The sequence below is a fragment of the Pseudobacter ginsenosidimutans genome, from assembly GCF_007970185.1.
Taxonomy (GTDB): domain Bacteria; phylum Bacteroidota; class Bacteroidia; order Chitinophagales; family Chitinophagaceae; genus Pseudobacter; species Pseudobacter ginsenosidimutans.
Genome location: NZ_CP042431.1, coordinates 2,034,045 through 2,051,943 on the forward strand (window position 1 = coordinate 2,034,045; position 17,899 = coordinate 2,051,943).

General features: G+C 46.6%; 11 protein-coding genes. 10 read left to right on the forward strand and 1 reads right to left on the reverse strand.

Going from position 1 to position 17,899, the window contains the following annotated elements:
* The first annotated feature begins 415 nt into the window (after positions 1-415).
* Complete coding sequence (locus tag FSB84_RS08335) at positions 416-2,116, forward strand: trypsin-like peptidase domain-containing protein (RefSeq protein ID WP_158643817.1); 1,701 nt, start codon at positions 416-418, stop codon at positions 2,114-2,116.
* A 177-nt stretch (positions 2,117-2,293) separates the two neighbouring features.
* On the opposite strand, the gene FSB84_RS08340 is transcribed toward FSB84_RS08335, so the two are convergent.
* Positions 2,294-2,512 carry a hypothetical protein gene (locus FSB84_RS08340; RefSeq protein WP_130541998.1) on the reverse strand — a complete coding sequence of 73 codons (219 nt, stop codon included), beginning with the start codon at positions 2,510-2,512 and terminating at the stop codon, positions 2,294-2,296.
* Positions 2,513-2,749: 237 nt separating this feature from the next.
* Between FSB84_RS08340 and FSB84_RS08345 the strand changes: the two genes are divergently transcribed.
* The 9 genes from FSB84_RS08345 (at position 2,750) to FSB84_RS08385 (ending at position 17,780) form a co-directional block, all read left to right on the forward strand.
* A complete protein-coding gene (locus FSB84_RS08345) occupies positions 2,750-3,310 on the forward strand; it encodes an RNA polymerase sigma factor (RefSeq protein ID WP_130541997.1) in 561 nt (186 codons plus the stop codon).
* Between the two features lie 107 nt (positions 3,311-3,417).
* Complete coding sequence (locus tag FSB84_RS08350) at positions 3,418-4,629, forward strand: FecR family protein (RefSeq protein WP_130541996.1); 1,212 nt, start codon at positions 3,418-3,420, stop codon at positions 4,627-4,629.
* 154 nt (positions 4,630-4,783) lie between these two features.
* Positions 4,784-8,284, forward strand: a complete 3,501-nt coding sequence (locus tag FSB84_RS08355; protein ID WP_130541995.1) for a TonB-dependent receptor — start codon at positions 4,784-4,786, stop codon at positions 8,282-8,284.
* A gap of 23 nt (positions 8,285-8,307) precedes the next feature.
* Complete coding sequence (locus FSB84_RS08360; protein ID WP_130541994.1) at positions 8,308-10,050, forward strand: RagB/SusD family nutrient uptake outer membrane protein; 1,743 nt, start codon at positions 8,308-8,310, stop codon at positions 10,048-10,050.
* Positions 10,051-10,082: 32 nt separating this feature from the next.
* The gene (locus FSB84_RS08365; protein ID WP_130541993.1) at positions 10,083-12,104 is read left to right on the forward strand and encodes a phosphodiester glycosidase family protein; all 2,022 of its coding nucleotides are present in this window, start codon (positions 10,083-10,085) and stop codon (positions 12,102-12,104) included.
* 8 nt (positions 12,105-12,112) lie between these two features.
* Positions 12,113-12,982 (forward strand): endonuclease/exonuclease/phosphatase family protein, encoded by an 870-nt coding sequence (locus FSB84_RS08370; RefSeq protein WP_130541992.1) that lies wholly within the window; start codon positions 12,113-12,115, stop codon positions 12,980-12,982.
* Between the two features lie 2 nt (positions 12,983-12,984).
* A complete protein-coding gene (locus FSB84_RS08375; RefSeq protein ID WP_130541991.1) occupies positions 12,985-14,202 on the forward strand; it encodes a YdcF family protein in 1,218 nt (405 codons plus the stop codon).
* Positions 14,203-14,205: 3 nt separating this feature from the next.
* Positions 14,206-15,285 carry an SGNH/GDSL hydrolase family protein gene (locus FSB84_RS08380; protein WP_130541990.1) on the forward strand — a complete coding sequence of 360 codons (1,080 nt, stop codon included), beginning with the start codon at positions 14,206-14,208 and terminating at the stop codon, positions 15,283-15,285.
* Positions 15,286-15,410: 125 nt separating this feature from the next.
* Entirely contained in the window at positions 15,411-17,780 is a 2,370-nt protein-coding gene (locus FSB84_RS08385; RefSeq protein ID WP_130541989.1) for a family 10 glycosylhydrolase, read from the forward strand.
* Positions 17,781-17,899 lie beyond the last annotated feature (119 nt).

Consider the following 17,899-nt stretch of genomic DNA (forward strand, 5'->3'; position numbering starts at 1 on the left):
ATGGCAGACAATTTACCATGAAATCCTGCACCTGTATCCATGTTAATAACATTGCATGCTTTCATTGGTATATCATAGTCATAAATTAACGTTGGCGTATGGCCTATATAGATCTCTTTGAATAATCTTAGTTTTCTTGGAAATAGCGCGTGACGAGCGGGGGGCTGGTCCAGGCAGAACTACAAGTAATTCCTTTATTACTGCGCAAGCAGCTATGAAACCTAGAATTTTTAAGAAAATGTTCTTCCTTTTTTTCGGAACTAGTTTGTACATGATAAGTAATGGTTAGTAATCTTCACATTGCTAATCAAAATTGCGAAGGATCACAAATGAGGAAAAATTTAGAAATATCCCACCCTTCCCTTCACCCTAACCCGCCCTTTCTTTGTCAGTATTGCACCACAACATGCAATCAATGAACATTTTCACCTCTCAAAAGTTCCGCGCCTGCCTGATCGGATTGGGTTTACTCCTCAATACCAGCCTGGCTTTCACCCAGCAACTCGACTACAAATCCCTTCAATCCTCCATCCAGGCCGTTGTCAAAAAAGTTTCCGGCGCCACCGTTGCCGTATCTGACTATGATACCCTTAAAAACCGCGTAAGCGGGCTAACCTTCAGCGCTGTTGTTGTCAGCAAAGATGGAATCATCCTCACAGCCGCTCATGCTGCCAAACCTCATCAGATTTACCAGGTAGCATTCCCCGATGGCAAAAAGGTATTAGCCATCGGCCTCGGAAGCAATAACGTTAACGATGCTGCTATCATCAAAATAATGTCTCCGGGTAACTGGCCATACGCCGAAATGGGATGGTCGGGAAATCTGCTTCCTTTTCAGCCCTGCATCAGCATGGGCTATCCGCAAAATATGAAGCAAAGCGGACATCCATTAGTACGATTCGGTTATATCAACGAAAGTGATATCAACCCGGGATTCCTTTGCAACACTGCCCTGATGGAACCAGGCGATTCCGGCGGACCTTTATTCGATCTGAATGGACGCGTGATCGGTATTCACAGCAGGATCGTTCAATCATTGGATGCGAATTTTGAAGTTCCCGTGGATATCTTCCGTAAGAACTGGGACAAACTGCTCGTGCAGCAAACATATATTTACCCGGACTCAAGCGATCAAAAAAAACTGGATAACCTCTCGCAAAACACAAGCAAGCCAATTCCCGCGCTGGAAAACATGCCTGAAAACTTCACGACAGTTTTATCGAAAATTGCACCAGCCGCTATAAACATTGCCAGCCAATTGAAGGGCGATGAATCCTCTGCCCTGGGGGCGCTTGTTGCCTTGCCAAACGCAGCATCCAAAAACAAATCGTACATCATCAGCAAAAGCTCTATCGTAGGCAACGATTCAATATTTGTTTCCATCAAAGAGGAATCTCTTCCCGCAACTGCCATTGCACGGGATTCCTTAAAAGACCTTGTACTCCTGGAAGTTGCTGCTGACCTTAAAAATGGAATCGATATCCTTGCGGGCTCCTACAGCAATGATATGTATAAAGATGCCGGTACATTCCTCCTGTCTCCTGGCACAAACTACGGCTCCAACAGGGTTAGTATTTTGAGCTCACCAACAATCGGTTTCATTCCCGCCGGCTGGAAATCATACCTGGGAGTGAGTTCGATAGAAAAGAACAATACACTCCTGATAAACCAGATCGATGCATTCGGTCCCGCTAAATCTGCAAAACTTAAACCCGGCGATAAGATCGAAAGCATCGATGGCGTGAAAGTAACTACCTGTTCAGATTTTGAATGGCTGGTATCAACCATCCGTCCTTCAACCACCATTCAGTTCAAAGGAAAAAGACGTTGGTTTGGCTACACGAAAAAAATAACGCTGAAACAGAAAGCATTCTCTCAACCCAGCCCTCAGCATATGGCGGAACAATTTGAAGGAGGAAAAAGCGAACGCAAAGATGGATTCAAAAAAGCGTTTAGTCATGATGCAAGATTATATCCCTCAGAATGCGGAGGTCCTGTATTCGACGGTGAAGGAAATTTTATGGGCATCAATATTGCGCGCATATCCAGAACAACTTCTCTCGCCATTCCTGCTGAAGAAGTGAGGCTGTTTTTGAAAGAGGCGCTGAAAAAATAAGCACAAACAAAAAACTATAAAGCGAGGGCTGACCATAACGGTCAGCCCTTTGTGCTTTTGGAACGTAAACACCCGCACACCCTCAGCGAGTGAAAACTCCCGACAGTTACCTTGACTTGATGTCTCAAAGAAAAATGGAATTCTGTAAAGTTATTATCCCCTAAAAACGTGATTTCTCTACCATTCGATCTCCCACTGACTGGCGTCATTCACAAAGTAATTGAGGCCATTGCTCATATGGTGCAGCTCCTTTCCATCTTTCCGGAAGGAGGTTTTGAGCTCATATACGCGAACGCCATTATTGTCGCGCGTGAGGTAGTTGATCAGTGCGGGTAATGTGGGTGGCAGGTCATGGAGCCACTGTCCATCTTCCTCTTTAACGAATGCCTGGCTCATACATAATCATTTACTATAATAGTATAAAAATGATGCCGCAAGCGGAAAAGAGCCAATTCGTCAGACTTTGTTGAATAATCCCATGCAGCATTTTATTTGAAATATTTATCTTTATTACCGCCGATGCAATGGTGCTGTCCCTTCCGTGTCCATATTAATAAATGATCAACATTGCTTCCGGCTTCCGCAATTCAATTACCAAATAACTAATTTCGGCACCTTCAATCAACTCTATCAGTGTTAAAGCCTCTGGAAAATACAGGCCTGCTCAATGCAATAGCGCAAAACGATGAACGCGCTTTCAGAGCTGTTTTTGATCAATACCATCAACAGCTGGCTGCCTTTGTTTTTTCCATTACAAGATCCAGAGAGCTTACGGAAGAGATCATCCAGGATGTGTTCCTCAAGATCTGGGAAGAAAGGAATTCACTTCCTGAACTGAAAAGTTTCACAGCCTATCTTTTTATCGTTACCCGGAACCATACCCTCAATGCAATCAGAAAGATCAGCCAGGTGAGAAAGAAACAGGAAGCCGTCAATCGGCATCTCATCCAGACTGAAGAGGAAGAAATTCCCGTCGAGAATTATTATGCCCTGCTCGACAATGCCGTTGATCAGCTCCCGATGCAACAAAAAAGAGTCTTCCTTCTCAGGCAGCAGGGACTTAAGAATGCAGATATCGCCTACCAGATGAATATCTCCGTTCATTCCGTTAAAAAGTACCAGCAGTGGGCATTACAGGCTATTGCCAGGCTGATCAAAACAGGCGCTTTCCTGCTTATTTCAATATTTTTTTGATTTTTCCTTTTTTCCATATCTCCCTTTTTACACTTTTTGTGTCTTTAATCATAGAAGACCGGGAGTGCTGTATGCTTCACCAGTAACAGTTAACCTGCTTATCTAATATGGCCATATCAAGAATAGACATACTCATAGAGCGTTTCAGGAACGGATCGATCGGCGAAGAAGAACATGCTGAGCTCCTGCATCTTCTTTCAATGGAAGAACATGCCGCTATTGCCAGGAAATTCTTCAGGGAAGTAATGGACCAGCAACCGGCAAACGCCTCTTTCTTCAACACAGGAGAAAGTAATCTGCTCTTTGGATCTGTTCAGCAAAAGATACAGGAACGTAAGCCAGTCTTACGCAGGCTTCCCTGGTTGAAATGGACTGCCGCCGCTGCAGCAGCCTGCCTACTGGTCATTGCAGGTTACCAGTATTTCAATAAAACAGGAAATGGATCCAAAGAAACTGAACTGGCTGCTCAGCAAACTGTGAAACCGGATTTCCTGCCCGGCAAAAAGAACAAGGCCGTGCTGATCCTTGCTGACAACTCACAGATCGTGCTGGACTCCACCAATGCCGGCATACTCGGAAAACAAGGCTCGTCCATGATCAGGAAAGCTGAGAATGGAGAGATCATTTACGAAACGGGAATGGACCCAAACCAATCATCCGGCCCCGTTTATAATATCCTCGAAATACCCGTTGGTGGAGAATATTCTCTCGTGCTGTCTGATGGAAGCAAGGTTTGGCTGAATGCCGCATCCAGACTGAAATTTCCAGTAAAGTTCACAGGCGATTCACGCGAAGTGGAAGTAAGTGGCGAAGCATATTTCGAGATCGCAAAGAACAAATCAAAACCTTTCCGCGTCCGCTTCAATAACTCAACAGTGGAAGTATTGGGCACACATTTCAATGTAAGCGCCTATGAAAACGATCATGTGCAGGCCGTAACACTCCTTGAAGGATCAGTGAAAGTGCTCAACCCATTGAGCCAGGTAATGATCAAGCCAGGTGAACAGGCAAGGCTTTCAACTTCCAGCACCATCAGTGTGAAGCAGGTGGATGCTGAAGAAGCAGTAGCCTGGAAGAACGGTTACTTCTCCTTTGCAGATGAAGACATCAAAAGCATCATGAAAAAACTCGCCCGCTGGTATGGCTTCTCAGCCGAATACCACGGCAATGTGGATGGTGAACGTTTTGGTGGTATGATCTCGAGATTCAAAAATATTTCTGAAGTGCTCAGTATGTTCGAGAGAACAGGAACTATACAATTCAAACTGATACAGGGTGATGCTTCCGGAAAAGGAAGAAAGATCATCATAACAAAATAAGCCTTATTCTACTCCAGGTATTTCAATAAAGTTTACTGAACAGATATTGGCATTCCCATTTAAAACCCCAAAACTAAAGAGGTATATGAGGTTTTATACAGACTCTCTATGTATAAACAATTCCGCAGGCAAAAAAAACAAGCACAACAATGCAATGCTGAAGATCTCAGCTGTTTTCGCTTTTCTATTTTTCAGCCTTGCCGGAAATGCACAGCGTGTAACGCTCAACGAACGCAATAAGCCCATCACAACAGTGTTCCGGGAAATCCGGAAGCAAACAGGTCTGGATTTCATTTACAATGTGAAAGACCTGAAGAGAACAAACAATGTAACCATTGTAGTGAACAATGAAGAACTCAGTGTTGCACTGAAGCAATTGTTTGCAGGTTCCGGTCTCAGTTTCGAGATCCGGGATAAAAGCATTGCTATCAGGGAAATTGAAAAGAAGCCCGTTGAACAGGAGCAGGTACAGGTACAAGCGCCGGTACAAATCGCCATACGCGGACGCGTACAGGACAGTAAAGCTGTGCCGCTTATCGGCGCAACAGTAAGAGCCAAAGCGGCTAACCGTTCTGTTGTTACAAACGATGAAGGCGAATTCGTGCTGCCCAATATCGATCCAAAAGATGTGATCGTAATTTCTTACACAGGCTATACTACCAGGGAATTCCCGGCCAGCTACAAATTTGCTGAGCCTATCGTACTCACAGAGCGCATGCAGAACATGAACGAGGTAGTAGTGGTGGGTTATGGCACACAAAAGAAAGTAAATCTTACCGGAGCTGTAAGCCAGGTAAGTGGCGATGATCTCAAACAACGCGCTACGCCAAATATCATCACTTCATTGCAAGGCATGCTGCCTGGTTTGAATATACAGTCGAATAATGGAAACCCTGTAGATATTCCCGAGATCAACGTGAGAGGATTCAACTCCATCAACGGAGGATCGCCATTGGTACTGGTAGACGGATTCCAGGGAAACATCAATCGTATCAACCCAGCTGATGTAGAAAGTATTACTGTGCTCAAAGACGCAGCTTCTTCTGCTATCTACGGAGCCCGCGGAGCTTTCGGCGTAATACTCATCACCACCAAAAAAGGGAAACAGGGGAAAATAGAGATCGATTACTCCAACAATTTTGGATTTACCAGACCCGCATCTCGTACAGATTATATTACTGATCCCTACACTTATGGTAAAACTGTTGATGCCGCTCTCTACGGATACAATGGCACCAACTATACAGGCTATTCTGATGAAGATTACGAAAGGATCAAACAGGTAATGAACGGAACGCTTGAGCCATTCAAAGAGAAACAAGCCAACAACACTTACAAATTCTTCTACAATACAAACTGGTATGATTTCCTGTTCAGGAAAACACAGTTCTCGCAAAACCATAATATCTCTGTCTCCGGGGGCACCGACAAACTGCAGGGATATGTTTCCGGCAGGATCTACAATACGCAAAGCATACAGAATATAGATGACGCCGAAATGAAACTGGTGAATCTGAGAGGAAGTGTGAAAGCAAAACCTGCAGAGTGGCTTGAGCTGTCGTACAATTCCATGATCAGCACCAGCAAAGACCAGGAGTTCGGTGGCGGCAGGGCTGGCTTTGGTGGATTGTGGACCAATACAACCTGGTACTACCTGTTCCCCTTCCATCCTATAACTGTTGATGGCATTCCTTTCGATTTTTCTGGAAGCGGTGCACAGGGACCACTGCTGGAGCGTTCGAACTTTTACAAGCGTCATACCGAGCAATACGTGAATATGCTCAGCACAAAGATCACGCCGCTGAAAGATCTTCAGTTCAATATCGATTACAGCAGCACCGTCAATCATGCCGCCAGTTCCACCAGGTTAAACCAATACACCTATCTGACCGGCGACAGGATCATTTCAACTGTGGGTGGTGTAAACAGGCTCACTGAAGCCAGAAGCAGAAGCTATCTCAAAGCACTCAACGTGTACGGAACTTATAATTACAGCCTGGCTAAAAAACACAATTTCAAATTGATGCTGGGATATAACCAGGAGGAATTCAATGATGATGTTGTGAATGCCGCACAGAATGGACTGCTGGCCGCCAATCTCTCCAACCTGAATCTCGGAACGGAGATGTACCTGGCGGATGGTGAAGCAGAAGTCTGGGCGATCCAGGGATATTTCGGCCGCTTCAATTATGATTTCAAGAACAAATACCTGCTGGAAGTAAATGCGCGTTACGATGGTTCTTCCAAATTCCCTGAACATAGCCGCTGGGGCTTCTTCCCATCGGTGTCGGGCGGCTGGTATGTGAGCAAGGAGAAATTCTATCAACCATTGAAAGATGTGATGAGTTCACTCAAACTAAGAGTGTCTTACGGGCAACTCGGAAACCAAAGTATCGCCAACAATACCTTTTCTCAATTGCTTTCCCCCAAACAGACTAGCTGGTTGATCAATGGTGCAAGGGCCAACTATGTTGATGCCCCATTACCATTGCCTAAAGTAGTGAGCTGGGAAAACTCACGCACTATTGATTTCGGTGCAGACCTCGGTTTCCTGAATGATCGTCTGACCGTTTCCTTCGACTGGTATGAAAAGATCGTTGAGCGTATGTATCTGCCCGGAGAGCCACTTCCTGCTGTATTTGGCGCTGCCGAGCCTAAAGAGAATATCGCCACCCTCCGCAATCGCGGTTTTGAACTGAGTCTCACCTACAACAATACTTTCAATGTAGCAGGCAGCGATCTGAGATTCCGCGCTACTGCCAGCGTTTACAATTTCGAAGGTGTGATCACAAAATATCCCAATCCCAACGGACTCATGAACACATACTGGGAAGGACAAAAGCTCGGGACCATTTACGGCTACAGGATCGGCGGCCAGTTCCAGAGCGATGAGGAAGCTCAAAAATATCAGAACAGCTTCACCAATCCTTCCACAAGTCTGGGACAGGTCTACAACTATGAATTGAACATCGTTCAGAATACCCAATGGAAAGGGCTTCGCGCAGGCGATATCAAATACCTGGATCTGAATGGCGATGGCGCTATCAACAAGGGAAAGAATACACTTGCTGATCACGGCGACCTGGATGCCATCGGCAATGCCATGCCACAATTCCCCTTCGGTTTCAATATAGCCGCCGAATGGAAAAACTTTGATCTGTTCATTGCAGGCGCCGGTATTGCACGTCAGGACTGGTACGCAACAGGAAATATCTACTGGGGATCTTATGAAAGGCCCTATCTCTCCTTCATACGGAAAGACCTTATCAGCAATGCCTGGAGCCCTGAAACTCCCGGCAATACCTACCCGCAGATCAACAGGGGATATGCTTCGCTCGGCAGCTTACGTTCACTCGGTGAAGTGAATGATTACTACCTCATCAATGTTGGCTACCTGCGGATCAAGAACCTTTCTGTGGGTTACACGCTTCCGGAAAGACTGACCAGGAAAGCGCAGATCCAAAAGCTAAGGGTTTATTTCAGCGGAGAGAATCTTTTCACCTGGCGTTTTGGTAACCTCACCAAATACATCGACCCTGAAATGGCTGGATCTGGTATCAACTATTCCGCTCCAGGGGCTGCTGTATCCCGCTCTCGCGCTGAAGATTATCCGATCGGTAAGATCTTTTCCGCCGGCATCAATATCACTCTGTAACCATCGATTCAAACGCACCTGAAATGAAGAAGCTCAATTATATACTCATTGTTTATGTGGCGCTCCTGTCTGCATCCTGTAACAAGAACATGCTGGACACAACTTCAAAGGATCAGATAGATGCCAACAACTTTTTCAATAACGCAACCGACCTCCAGGTATACACGAACGGCTTCTATGAGATCTTTCCTACTTACCTGATTTGGACGGATGATGCTACTACGGATAATATGATCCCCCTCAACGTGGCTGATCGTGTGAAAGGGGCCAGGATCGTTCCGGCTTCCAATGCCGGTACAAACTGGACCTGGGGTTCGCTTCGCTCCATCAACTACTTCCTGGAGAACTATCAGAAATGCCCGGACGAAGCAGCCAAACTCAAGTACGGCGGCATCGCGAAATTCTTCAGAGCATATTTCTATTTCGATAAAGTGAAAATGTATGGAGATGTGCCCTGGTATGGAAAAGTACTAGAAGCAAATGACCCGGAGCTGTATAAAGCCAGGGACTCCCGCAAACTGGTGATGGACTCCGTACTGGATGATATCAATTTTGCAGTAGCGAATATTCCCAAAGAGGTCCAGCTCACCAGCATTACAAAGTACACAGCGCTTATGCTGAAAGCACGCATCTGCCTGTTTGAAGGAACATTCAGGAAATATCATGCCCTCGGTGATCATGAGAAATTCCTGAACGAAGCAGCTTCAGCAGCGGAAGAGATGATCACACTCGGCGCTTATAAACTGTATACTGCAGGCGGCGCAAATAGTTGCTACCGCGATCTCTTTGCACGCAATGACCAGGACGTTACAGAAACCATTCTGGCAAGGGATTACAACCCAACCTTCGGTCGCCATGGCCTCAGCTATCTCATGACGGCTCCCACTGCCGGCGTATACGGAATCTGCAAAGATGCGATCGATAGCTACCTGATGAAAGATGGCTCCCGCTTCACTGATCAGCCAGGTTACAAAACAATGGGCTTCTACGAAGAAATGCAGAACCGCGATCCCCGTCTCACACAAACCACGCCAGGCCCCAACTGGACGGCTTATAAAGAAACAAGTCCTGAACCGGTGAACATCAATATCTCTACCACGGGATACAGACTGGTGAAAGCACTGGCCACCAAAGACCAATGGGCTTCCAACAACTCTTTCAATGATATCATCTTCTTCAGGTATGCGGAAGCGTTATTGATCTTCGCTGAAGCGAAGGCAGAACTGGGAACACTTACACAGGCCGACCTTGACAAGTCCATCAATAAACTTCGTGAGCGTGTAGGCATGCCTTTCCTCGATCTCGTTACTGCCAATGGCAATCCCGATCCTTATCTGGAAGCCATGTATCCCAACGTGGATCAAGGTTCCAACAAAGGCGTTATCCTGGAGATCAGAAGGGAAAGAAGGATCGAAATGTTCAACGAAGGACTGCGCTGGGATGATCTCATGCGCTGGAAAGAAGGAAAGAAACTGGAAAAACCAATGATCGGCATGTACTTCCCCAGCCTCGGCTCATTCGATTTCAATAACGATGGAAAAACAGATGTATACCTGCACAATGGCAATGCAGGTGGCGCGCCTCCCGGCACCAGCAGCATCGTGAATGTAAATCAGAAACGTCTGACCGACGGCACTTCTGGAAACTTCAATCCGATGTACAGCACACCCTGCAAATTCGACGAAACAAAAGACTATTACTATCCGATACCCCTTCAGGAAATCACACTCAATCCGAAATTAGATCAGAACCCGAATTGGAAATAACTCACCATATTCCTCATCCTTAATGAATCAAAATGAAAAAGATTGTTTCCCTGGGCATGCTATTAACAATAGCATGCTCAACTGCATGGGCCCAGTACACGCTCGATTCCACCAGACGGATGTCGCCGGGCGTTGTCTACAGGCATTATAAAACCACCAGCCCTGCGCAGAAGCTCTATGTAATGGAGATCGATCTGGATGAACCTACGGTTAGATTGCAAGCCGTGAAGGCAACGGATACCATCAACGGTGATCCGCAAACGGTGCCTGCCATGTATGCTGATCACGAAAGCATCAGGTATCATGAAGTAACAGCCGGCATCAATTCTGATTTTTTCACCAGCGGTGGACCGAAGTACAATCCGCGTCACATGATGATCGGCGATGGAGAGATCCTCTGGGATACCATGCTGAACAGAACTGTATTCGGTATCACAGAAGCCAATGTTCCTTTCCTGGCAAAATTGAATGAGAGCTACACACTCACGGCTGGCGGCTCTTCTATTACTATCAACAGCATCAACAGGCCGGCTACGGGAGATCAGCTGGTTTTGTACAATCGTTTTAAAGGTCCTTCTACCAAAACAACGGCTATGGGCAGAACAGAAATAAGAGTTGTTCCAGTGGGCGGCATCAATGCCTGGAAAGCCAATGCCACCGTGCCTTGTACCGTACTGGCCAAATCAAGTGCAGGGAACATGACCTACACTGCAGGACAGGCAGTACTTTCCGGAACAGGCGCTGCCAAAACTTTTCTCGACAATATCAGTGTTGGTCAAACGGTGGACCTCAACCTGCAGGTGATCACTGCCCCTTCCGGTATCACCAATATCAAACAGCTCACAGGTGGCTGGACCAGACTCGTTCTCGATGGCGCCAACTGCGTCACCACCAGTGTAGCCGATGAAGGCGGGCCTGTCCCCACCGACCTGGCTCCAAGAACGGCTATCGGTTACAATCAGACGAAAGACAAGATCTACCTGGTTGTGAACGATGGAAGGAATGCGGGAGTAAGTGAAGGCATGACCCTCACACAATTTGCAGACTTCATGCTATACATAGGCTGCTACCAGGCACTCAACCTCGATGGCGGCGGCTCTTCCATTATCATGGGAAATGATATTGTACGAAATGACCCCTCCGATGCTGCCGGCCCCAGGGCCGTAGGCAGCGCACTGCTGGCCTATCTCACAACCCTCACACTCGATATGTTTGAGAACACCCTGGGCCATTTCAATCGCGAACCAACATACAGTCCTACAACAGTGGGAGTTGCCACAACCTCCGTGGTCACAAATGCACTCACTGCACATAGCGGAACGCATTCACTTATTGTAAAGCTCTACGACAACACAACATCTTCTGCTGCCTGGAAAGTAAGGCTCTTATCCGGCACAGGCTCACCTTCCAATAATCGAAGCTTCCTGAATACCGGAACCATCAGCTTCTATCTGAAAACCAATACCGCCAACACCAACGCGAAAGTTCGGTTATGGATAGATGATAATGATGGAACAGAACTCAGTCCCACACTGGATATCATCAACGATAACCAATGGCATAAATATGTCTGGAGCCTGAGCAGTTACGCTGGAACCTCCACCGATGGCGGCAATGGCGTGATCAACAGCACAACCGCTACACTGGACGCCATCGAATTCTCACAACCCAATACCAGCACTACCTGGTTCATCTTTGTAGATGATCTGATGATGGATCCGCTTTCCACTGAAGGTACGCAAGTGAATGGCATTGCAAAACCAGTTGATCCATTGGTGACATTGACAGCGCAGGCGAATGAAGAGAAAAAAGAGAAAACAGGACTGACGGTTTATCCCAATCCGGCCAAAGGACGGTTCGAGATCAGGTTCAAAAAGAATGAAGTACAAAATTTTGAATTGCTGGTGGTGGACAATGCCGGTAGGACTGTTCACAAGAAAGCCTATACCGGTGGGTCACAATCTATCAACCTTTCATCTTTATCACCCGGGATCTACTATTGTTATGTAAGCTCCGGCCCAATCGCTGAAACATTCAAGATCCTTATCAATTGACAATAACCATGAACTGTAAGCGCTCAATAATCCTTGCCCTGATCTTCTTTTCCCATTTGCCTGCACTTTTTGCTCAGCAGCCTTCTCTTCGGGTGATCACCTATAATATTTTCGAAGGGATGAAGCTGGATACAGCCGCAGGCAAACCTTCATTTGTTGCCTGGATAAAGAAGATGGATCCCGATGTACTGGCGTTACAGGAAGTGACCAATTTTACACAGGCATCATTGGAAAAACTGGCGGAGCAATATGGACATCGCTATGCTGTATTGTTGATCGAAGGCGAGAAGTTCCCGGTTGCCATCACTTCCAAATATCCGATCCTGCATGTGCAGAAAGTCAGTGATAATATGGATCGTGGCTTTATAACAGCCAGCATTCAGGGATACAATATCGTTTCCGTTCACCTTACCCCATTCGATTATCGCAAAAGGGCACAAGAGATAGATCTGTTGATGGCGCATATCAAAGCACAGCCTGTGCAACAGAAATGGATAGTGATGGGGGACTTCAATACTTTGTCGCCGGTTGATTCTGCAAATTACAGCGATGGACGAATGATCGCTAATTACCAGGCTTATGAAAAAAAGTATGCGCCCATCTTAAAACTGGCAGATGGAAAGATCGATTACTCCGTCATTGAAAAAGTACACAAAGCAGGATTCACGGATGTGTTGCACAAAATGCATCCGGGTTTTGTAAAAACAGTACATCCGAAAAGATTTGAACCGAAAACAGGAAGCGATGTGTCTTCACGGATCGATTTTATATTTATTAGTAAGGATCTGCTGAAGAAACTGGCTACAGCCCGTGTGTTGACAGATGATTTTACGGATAACTATTCAGATCATTATCCTGTTTTGTTTGAATTGAAATAACAATGAAATACCAGCTTATCAGGATTTGTTTTTGCTGGCTCTTGCTGGCAACGGTTAGTGTACAGCTTGCTGCACAATCGAAGAAAGAAAGTCTTTTACAGAGGAAGAATTTTTTCATGCTTTACCTGTTGGAACAGGAAGGCGTTCGCCCGGTTGGTCAGACCTTTGAGATTTTGCGCAGCAGATTGCAGCAGGATGCGCAACAGGCACTGATCAACTGCCAGGATGCCGCCTGTTTCGGCAGGGCGCTTTCGATCACTGAAAGTGAAATTGAATCAGTCGGAAATGAACTGGTGCAATTGACACTCAGTAATGCAGCCTGGAAAAAACTGGTTGGACAGTTGCGGACTTCAGGAGCCTACAATCTTTTTGCAGCAGATGCGGATACAGGATTGGTACGCAAAGCCTGGCGCGCAGATGCGCAGGGAGTGAACTATGCGCTGGGCACTTATGTGGAAGGCAAAACACCTTTGTATCCAAAGATCGATAGTATCAGTTTCGATAAAAATGATCAGGAATTCAGGAATGAGATAGCAGCCAAACTGCAAAAGCAGTTATCCCAAAAGAAGACAACTTTCTATTCTCTTCCTCTTCAACTGGCATTGGATGCACTGCAATTGAATGGCCGCGATGAAGCTATCCGATACGAGCCATTGACCAAAAAGGAAAATGCTGCGGCTTACAAGAAAGCTGCAAAGATCAACTGGCAATCCTACAAATACAGCATGATCCTGGTGCCGGGCCTCGGTCCCGAACAACCGGGTGTAAAGCTGGATCCCAACGGCGCCAAACGCTGCGACAGTGCCGCTGTCCGCTATCATGCAGGACTGGCGCCATTCCTGGTGGTTTCCGGAGGCCATGTGCATCCCAACAAAACGCCTTACTGTGAAGCCATCGAAATGAAAAAATACATGGTGGAAGTGCTGAAGATCCCTGCATCTGCAATTATCATTGAGCCGCATGCAAGACATACCACTACCAATCTGCGTAACGCCAACAGGCTGGTGTTCCTGTTCAAAATGCCATCTGACAAACCGGTGTTGATCGTATCTGATGCCTCTCAGACAAAATATATTAATGGAAATATGAAATTGAGGATCCAGAAAGAACTCGGCTATCTTCCTTTTCAATCCATCAAACAATTAAGTTCCACAGAAACGGAGTACCTTCCATCTGTCAACTCATTACAGATTAATCCGATCGATCCGCTCGACCCATAGTTTATGAAAAGATTACTTCTTGTCTGCCTGATTGTAGTAACTGCTTTCGCATCCTTTGCGCAAGACAGCATCCGTTTTACCAGTGCCGCATCTCTGATGATGATCGGCAAGGCAAAACCAACTGATTCCATCTTTCAGAGAATTGATTCCGTTGAAACGAAAGACATGCCTAAAGCTGTACAGGCGCTGGCAAAGAACAGCGCTGGTATTGCCATTCTTTTCGAAACCAACTCCACTATTATCCGTGCAAAATGGAAACTGGAAAGCGAAAAGTTTTACAGTAATATGCCGCCGATCAGTCATAGCGGACTGGACCTGTACTGTCTGAAAAATGGAAAATGGCAATATGTGATGGTGGGCAAACCTGCAAAAGGAACAGCCGATCAGGACCAGGTGATCATTCAAAATATGGACAGCTCAATGAAGCAGTTCATGCTTTACCTGCCTTTGTATAACACAGTAAATGATCTGCAGATTGGTGTACAGGAAAATGCAGAGATCAGGAAACCCGCGCAGCCCGGCATCAATACAACAAAAAGAGTGGTAATGTATGGTTCCAGTATTTTGCAGGGAGCATCTGCCAGCAGACCCGGTATGGCCTATCCTGCCATCCTGCAAAGGAAGACAGGCTACGATGTGATCAATCTCGGTTTCAGCGGAAATGCAAAAATGGAAATTGAACTGGCTCAGTATCTGGCTTCAGTTCCCGCCGATCTGTACATTCTGGATTGCATCCCCAATCCTTCGCCCGAACAGATCAAAGAAAGATCTTACAACTTCATCAAATACCTGCGTCAGCAAAAACCAAATGTACCCATCATCCTCATCGAAACAGTTTTCAGGGAAAATGGAAACTGGGATCAGAAGGTGGGTAAAACAGTAAGCGGCCAGCTGGAAGAGATCAGGAAAACTTATGATCGATTGAAGAAAGAAGGCATCGACAATTTCTATTATCTCACTACTGATAAGCTGATCGGTAATGATCATGAAGCCACCATCGATGGCGTGCACCTGACAGACCTCGGGTTTTCGCGCATGGCCGATGCAGTGCTGCCACTGATCAGGAAAGCAATGAAGAAATAATTCTCTGTGATTTTCACTTGATAATAGTTTTGAATGCGTATTTCTGCCGGTTTTTTTCTTTTCCACAACCAGTAAACCCGCGCGTATTTGCAGTATTTTAGGCATAAACCTGCAAATCGACGCTTATGAGAAAAACTCTACTAAGTCTTCTATTCCTTAGTGTGAGCATCCTGGTTAACGCGCAGTCGCCCAAACGCGAGATGCGCGGTGCCTGGATCGCTACCTATTCTAACATTGACTGGCCAAACCGCACTCAAACGCCTGCACAGCAGCGGGCCGCTTTCCTCACCATTCTGGAACATCACAAAGCAACGGGCATGAACACGCTGTATATCCAGGTGCGCAGCCAATGTGATGCCATGTATCCAAGTTCAATCGAACCCTGGTCTGCCGATCTTACCGGCACACAGGGTAATGCGCCTTCAACGCCATGGGACCCCATGCAGTTCATGATCGAGGAATGCCATAAACGCGGAATTGAATTCCACGCATGGATCAATCCCTATCGCGCAGTAGGCAACAGCAACAACCTCCCGGGCTTTGCCGCCAACCATGTTGCCAAACAACATCCTGAATGGTTGCTCAGTCAGGGTACGCTTCGTGTGCTGGATCCTGGCCTGCAAGCTGTTCGTGAATACATTCTTAGTGTGATCGCGGATATTGTAGACCGTTATGATGTAGATGGTATTCACTTCGACGATTATTTTTATCCGCCAGCAGCTCCGGCCGGCACTACGCCTTACAATGATGATGCTTCTTTTGCACTCGATCCGCGGGGCTTCACTGTTCGTGGCGACTGGCGCCGTGATAATGTGAACCTGCTCATCCAAAAAGTGTACGACACCATAAAAACACTCAAACCCTGGGTGAAATTTGGTGTATCGCCTTCGGGTATCTATCGCAACAGTACCAATCCGGAGATCGGAACGCCCACCAGTGGCCTCGAACACTACACAACTCTTTTCGCCGATACCAAAAAATGGTTACAGGAAGGATGGGTTGATTATATCGCACCACAGGTATACTGGTATATCGGACAGCCAGGCGCCAACTATGCAGCCATTGTTCCCTGGTGGAATAACCAGGCGAATGGTCGTCATATCTATATCGGCATGGCGGGCTACAAAGTGAATGATCCCGCACAGGGCGTCAACTGGGCCAACCCCAGCATGATCCCCAATGAAATGCGACTGAACAGGCAGCATCCCAACGTTGCCGGTCAGGCCATCTACAATACCAGCAGCCTGAGAAGCGCCACCAAACTGAGTTTCAGGGATTCGCTGCGGCTGGATTTTTATCTGTACCCCGCATTGCTTCCCAGAATGCCGTGGAGGGATGATATTGCTCCTGCATCTCCATCATCTTTACAGGTATTGAAGTTCAGAACGGATTCGGTTGTACTTCGCTGGCAGCAATCCATCGCAACCAGTGAACTGGACAAAGCGAAAAGATTTGTAGTCTATCGTTCCACAATAGCCGAAGTGGATACCACCAATCCAGCCAATATCATCGCTATCACCAATACCGATGTTCCAGGTTATACCGATACCACGGGAGAAGAGGCAACAACCTATTATTATGCCATCACTTCCCTGGACCGTTTTCATAATGAGAGTGCCGTATCCAACAAGGCATCTAACCTGCCTCCGGCGATCTCCTGTCCGGAAGCCCAAACCATTTACACCGATGCCAATTGCAATATCGTAGTTCCGGATTACACAAGCCTTGCGTTGGTGAATGGTACGCCTGTTACTCCAGACATCACCATAACGCAGGTTCCGGCAGCGGGCACTGTGGTGAATGGAATGAATAACCTGGTGGTTTCACTAGAAGCAAAGGATGAAGCGAATAATGGAACGAGCTGCCAGTTTGATGTGTTGGTGAAAGACAGCATCGCACCTGTGATCAGCAATGCAATGGCAAGCGAAACCCAGCTCTGGCCTGCAACACAGCAAATGAGAAATGTAGCTATCGATTATGATGTTGCTGACAATTGCTCGGGCGTTACTACCTCCTTGACTGTAACCAGCAGCGAACCAGTAACCGGCGGCGCTTATGGAAATACTGCGCCTGACTGGGTAATAGTGAACAATCATATGGTTCAGTTACGTGCAGAGCGCGGTCTCTTCAGTAACGGACGCGTATATATGATCACCATTACTGCCACCGATAGTACCGGCAATACCAGCCAACGTCAGTTGCAGGTGAAAGTGCCGAAACTTCCGGATAATCCTTTCCCTGAAACACTCCTGGTGGTGAAGGCTCTTCCAAATCCGACACCTAACCAGTTCCATGTGATCACGGTAAGTACATCGTCACAACCGATCAGTTACAAAGTGACGGATATGACAGGTAAAGTGATCGAGACCAGATCTAACCTGCCTGCTAATGGAATGTTCTACATCGGCTCCAATTATGCGCCGGGTATGTACTTCCTGCAGGTGAAACAGGGTCAGCATAGCGAAGTGCTGAAATTGGTGAAGATCTCCAGATAAGCAAACAATTACCAGCCCAATAAGGCCATCCGGTTTCCGGGTGGCCTTTTCGTTTGCGTGAAATCAAACTTCCTTCTATCTTTGCAGTCCCGAATACTTTCGGCTGCTGACATCTTGTT

Coding starts and splice junctions, on each gene's coding strand:
- FSB84_RS08335 (WP_158643817.1), top strand. CDS start 416: ATGAACATTTTCACCTCTCAAAAGTTCCGCGCCTGCCTGATCGGATTG.
- FSB84_RS08340 (WP_130541998.1), bottom strand. CDS start 2,512: ATGAGCCAGGCATTCGTTAAAGAGGAAGATGGACAGTGGCTCCATGAC.
- FSB84_RS08350 (WP_130541996.1), top strand. CDS start 3,418: ATGGCCATATCAAGAATAGACATACTCATAGAGCGTTTCAGGAACGGA.
- FSB84_RS08355 (WP_130541995.1), top strand. CDS start 4,784: ATGCTGAAGATCTCAGCTGTTTTCGCTTTTCTATTTTTCAGCCTTGCC.
- FSB84_RS08360 (WP_130541994.1), top strand. CDS start 8,308: ATGAAGAAGCTCAATTATATACTCATTGTTTATGTGGCGCTCCTGTCT.
- FSB84_RS08365 (WP_130541993.1), top strand. CDS start 10,083: ATGAAAAAGATTGTTTCCCTGGGCATGCTATTAACAATAGCATGCTCA.
- FSB84_RS08370 (WP_130541992.1), top strand. CDS start 12,113: ATGAACTGTAAGCGCTCAATAATCCTTGCCCTGATCTTCTTTTCCCAT.
- FSB84_RS08375 (WP_130541991.1), top strand. CDS start 12,985: ATGAAATACCAGCTTATCAGGATTTGTTTTTGCTGGCTCTTGCTGGCA.
- FSB84_RS08380 (WP_130541990.1), top strand. CDS start 14,206: ATGAAAAGATTACTTCTTGTCTGCCTGATTGTAGTAACTGCTTTCGCA.
- FSB84_RS08385 (WP_130541989.1), top strand. CDS start 15,411: ATGAGAAAAACTCTACTAAGTCTTCTATTCCTTAGTGTGAGCATCCTG.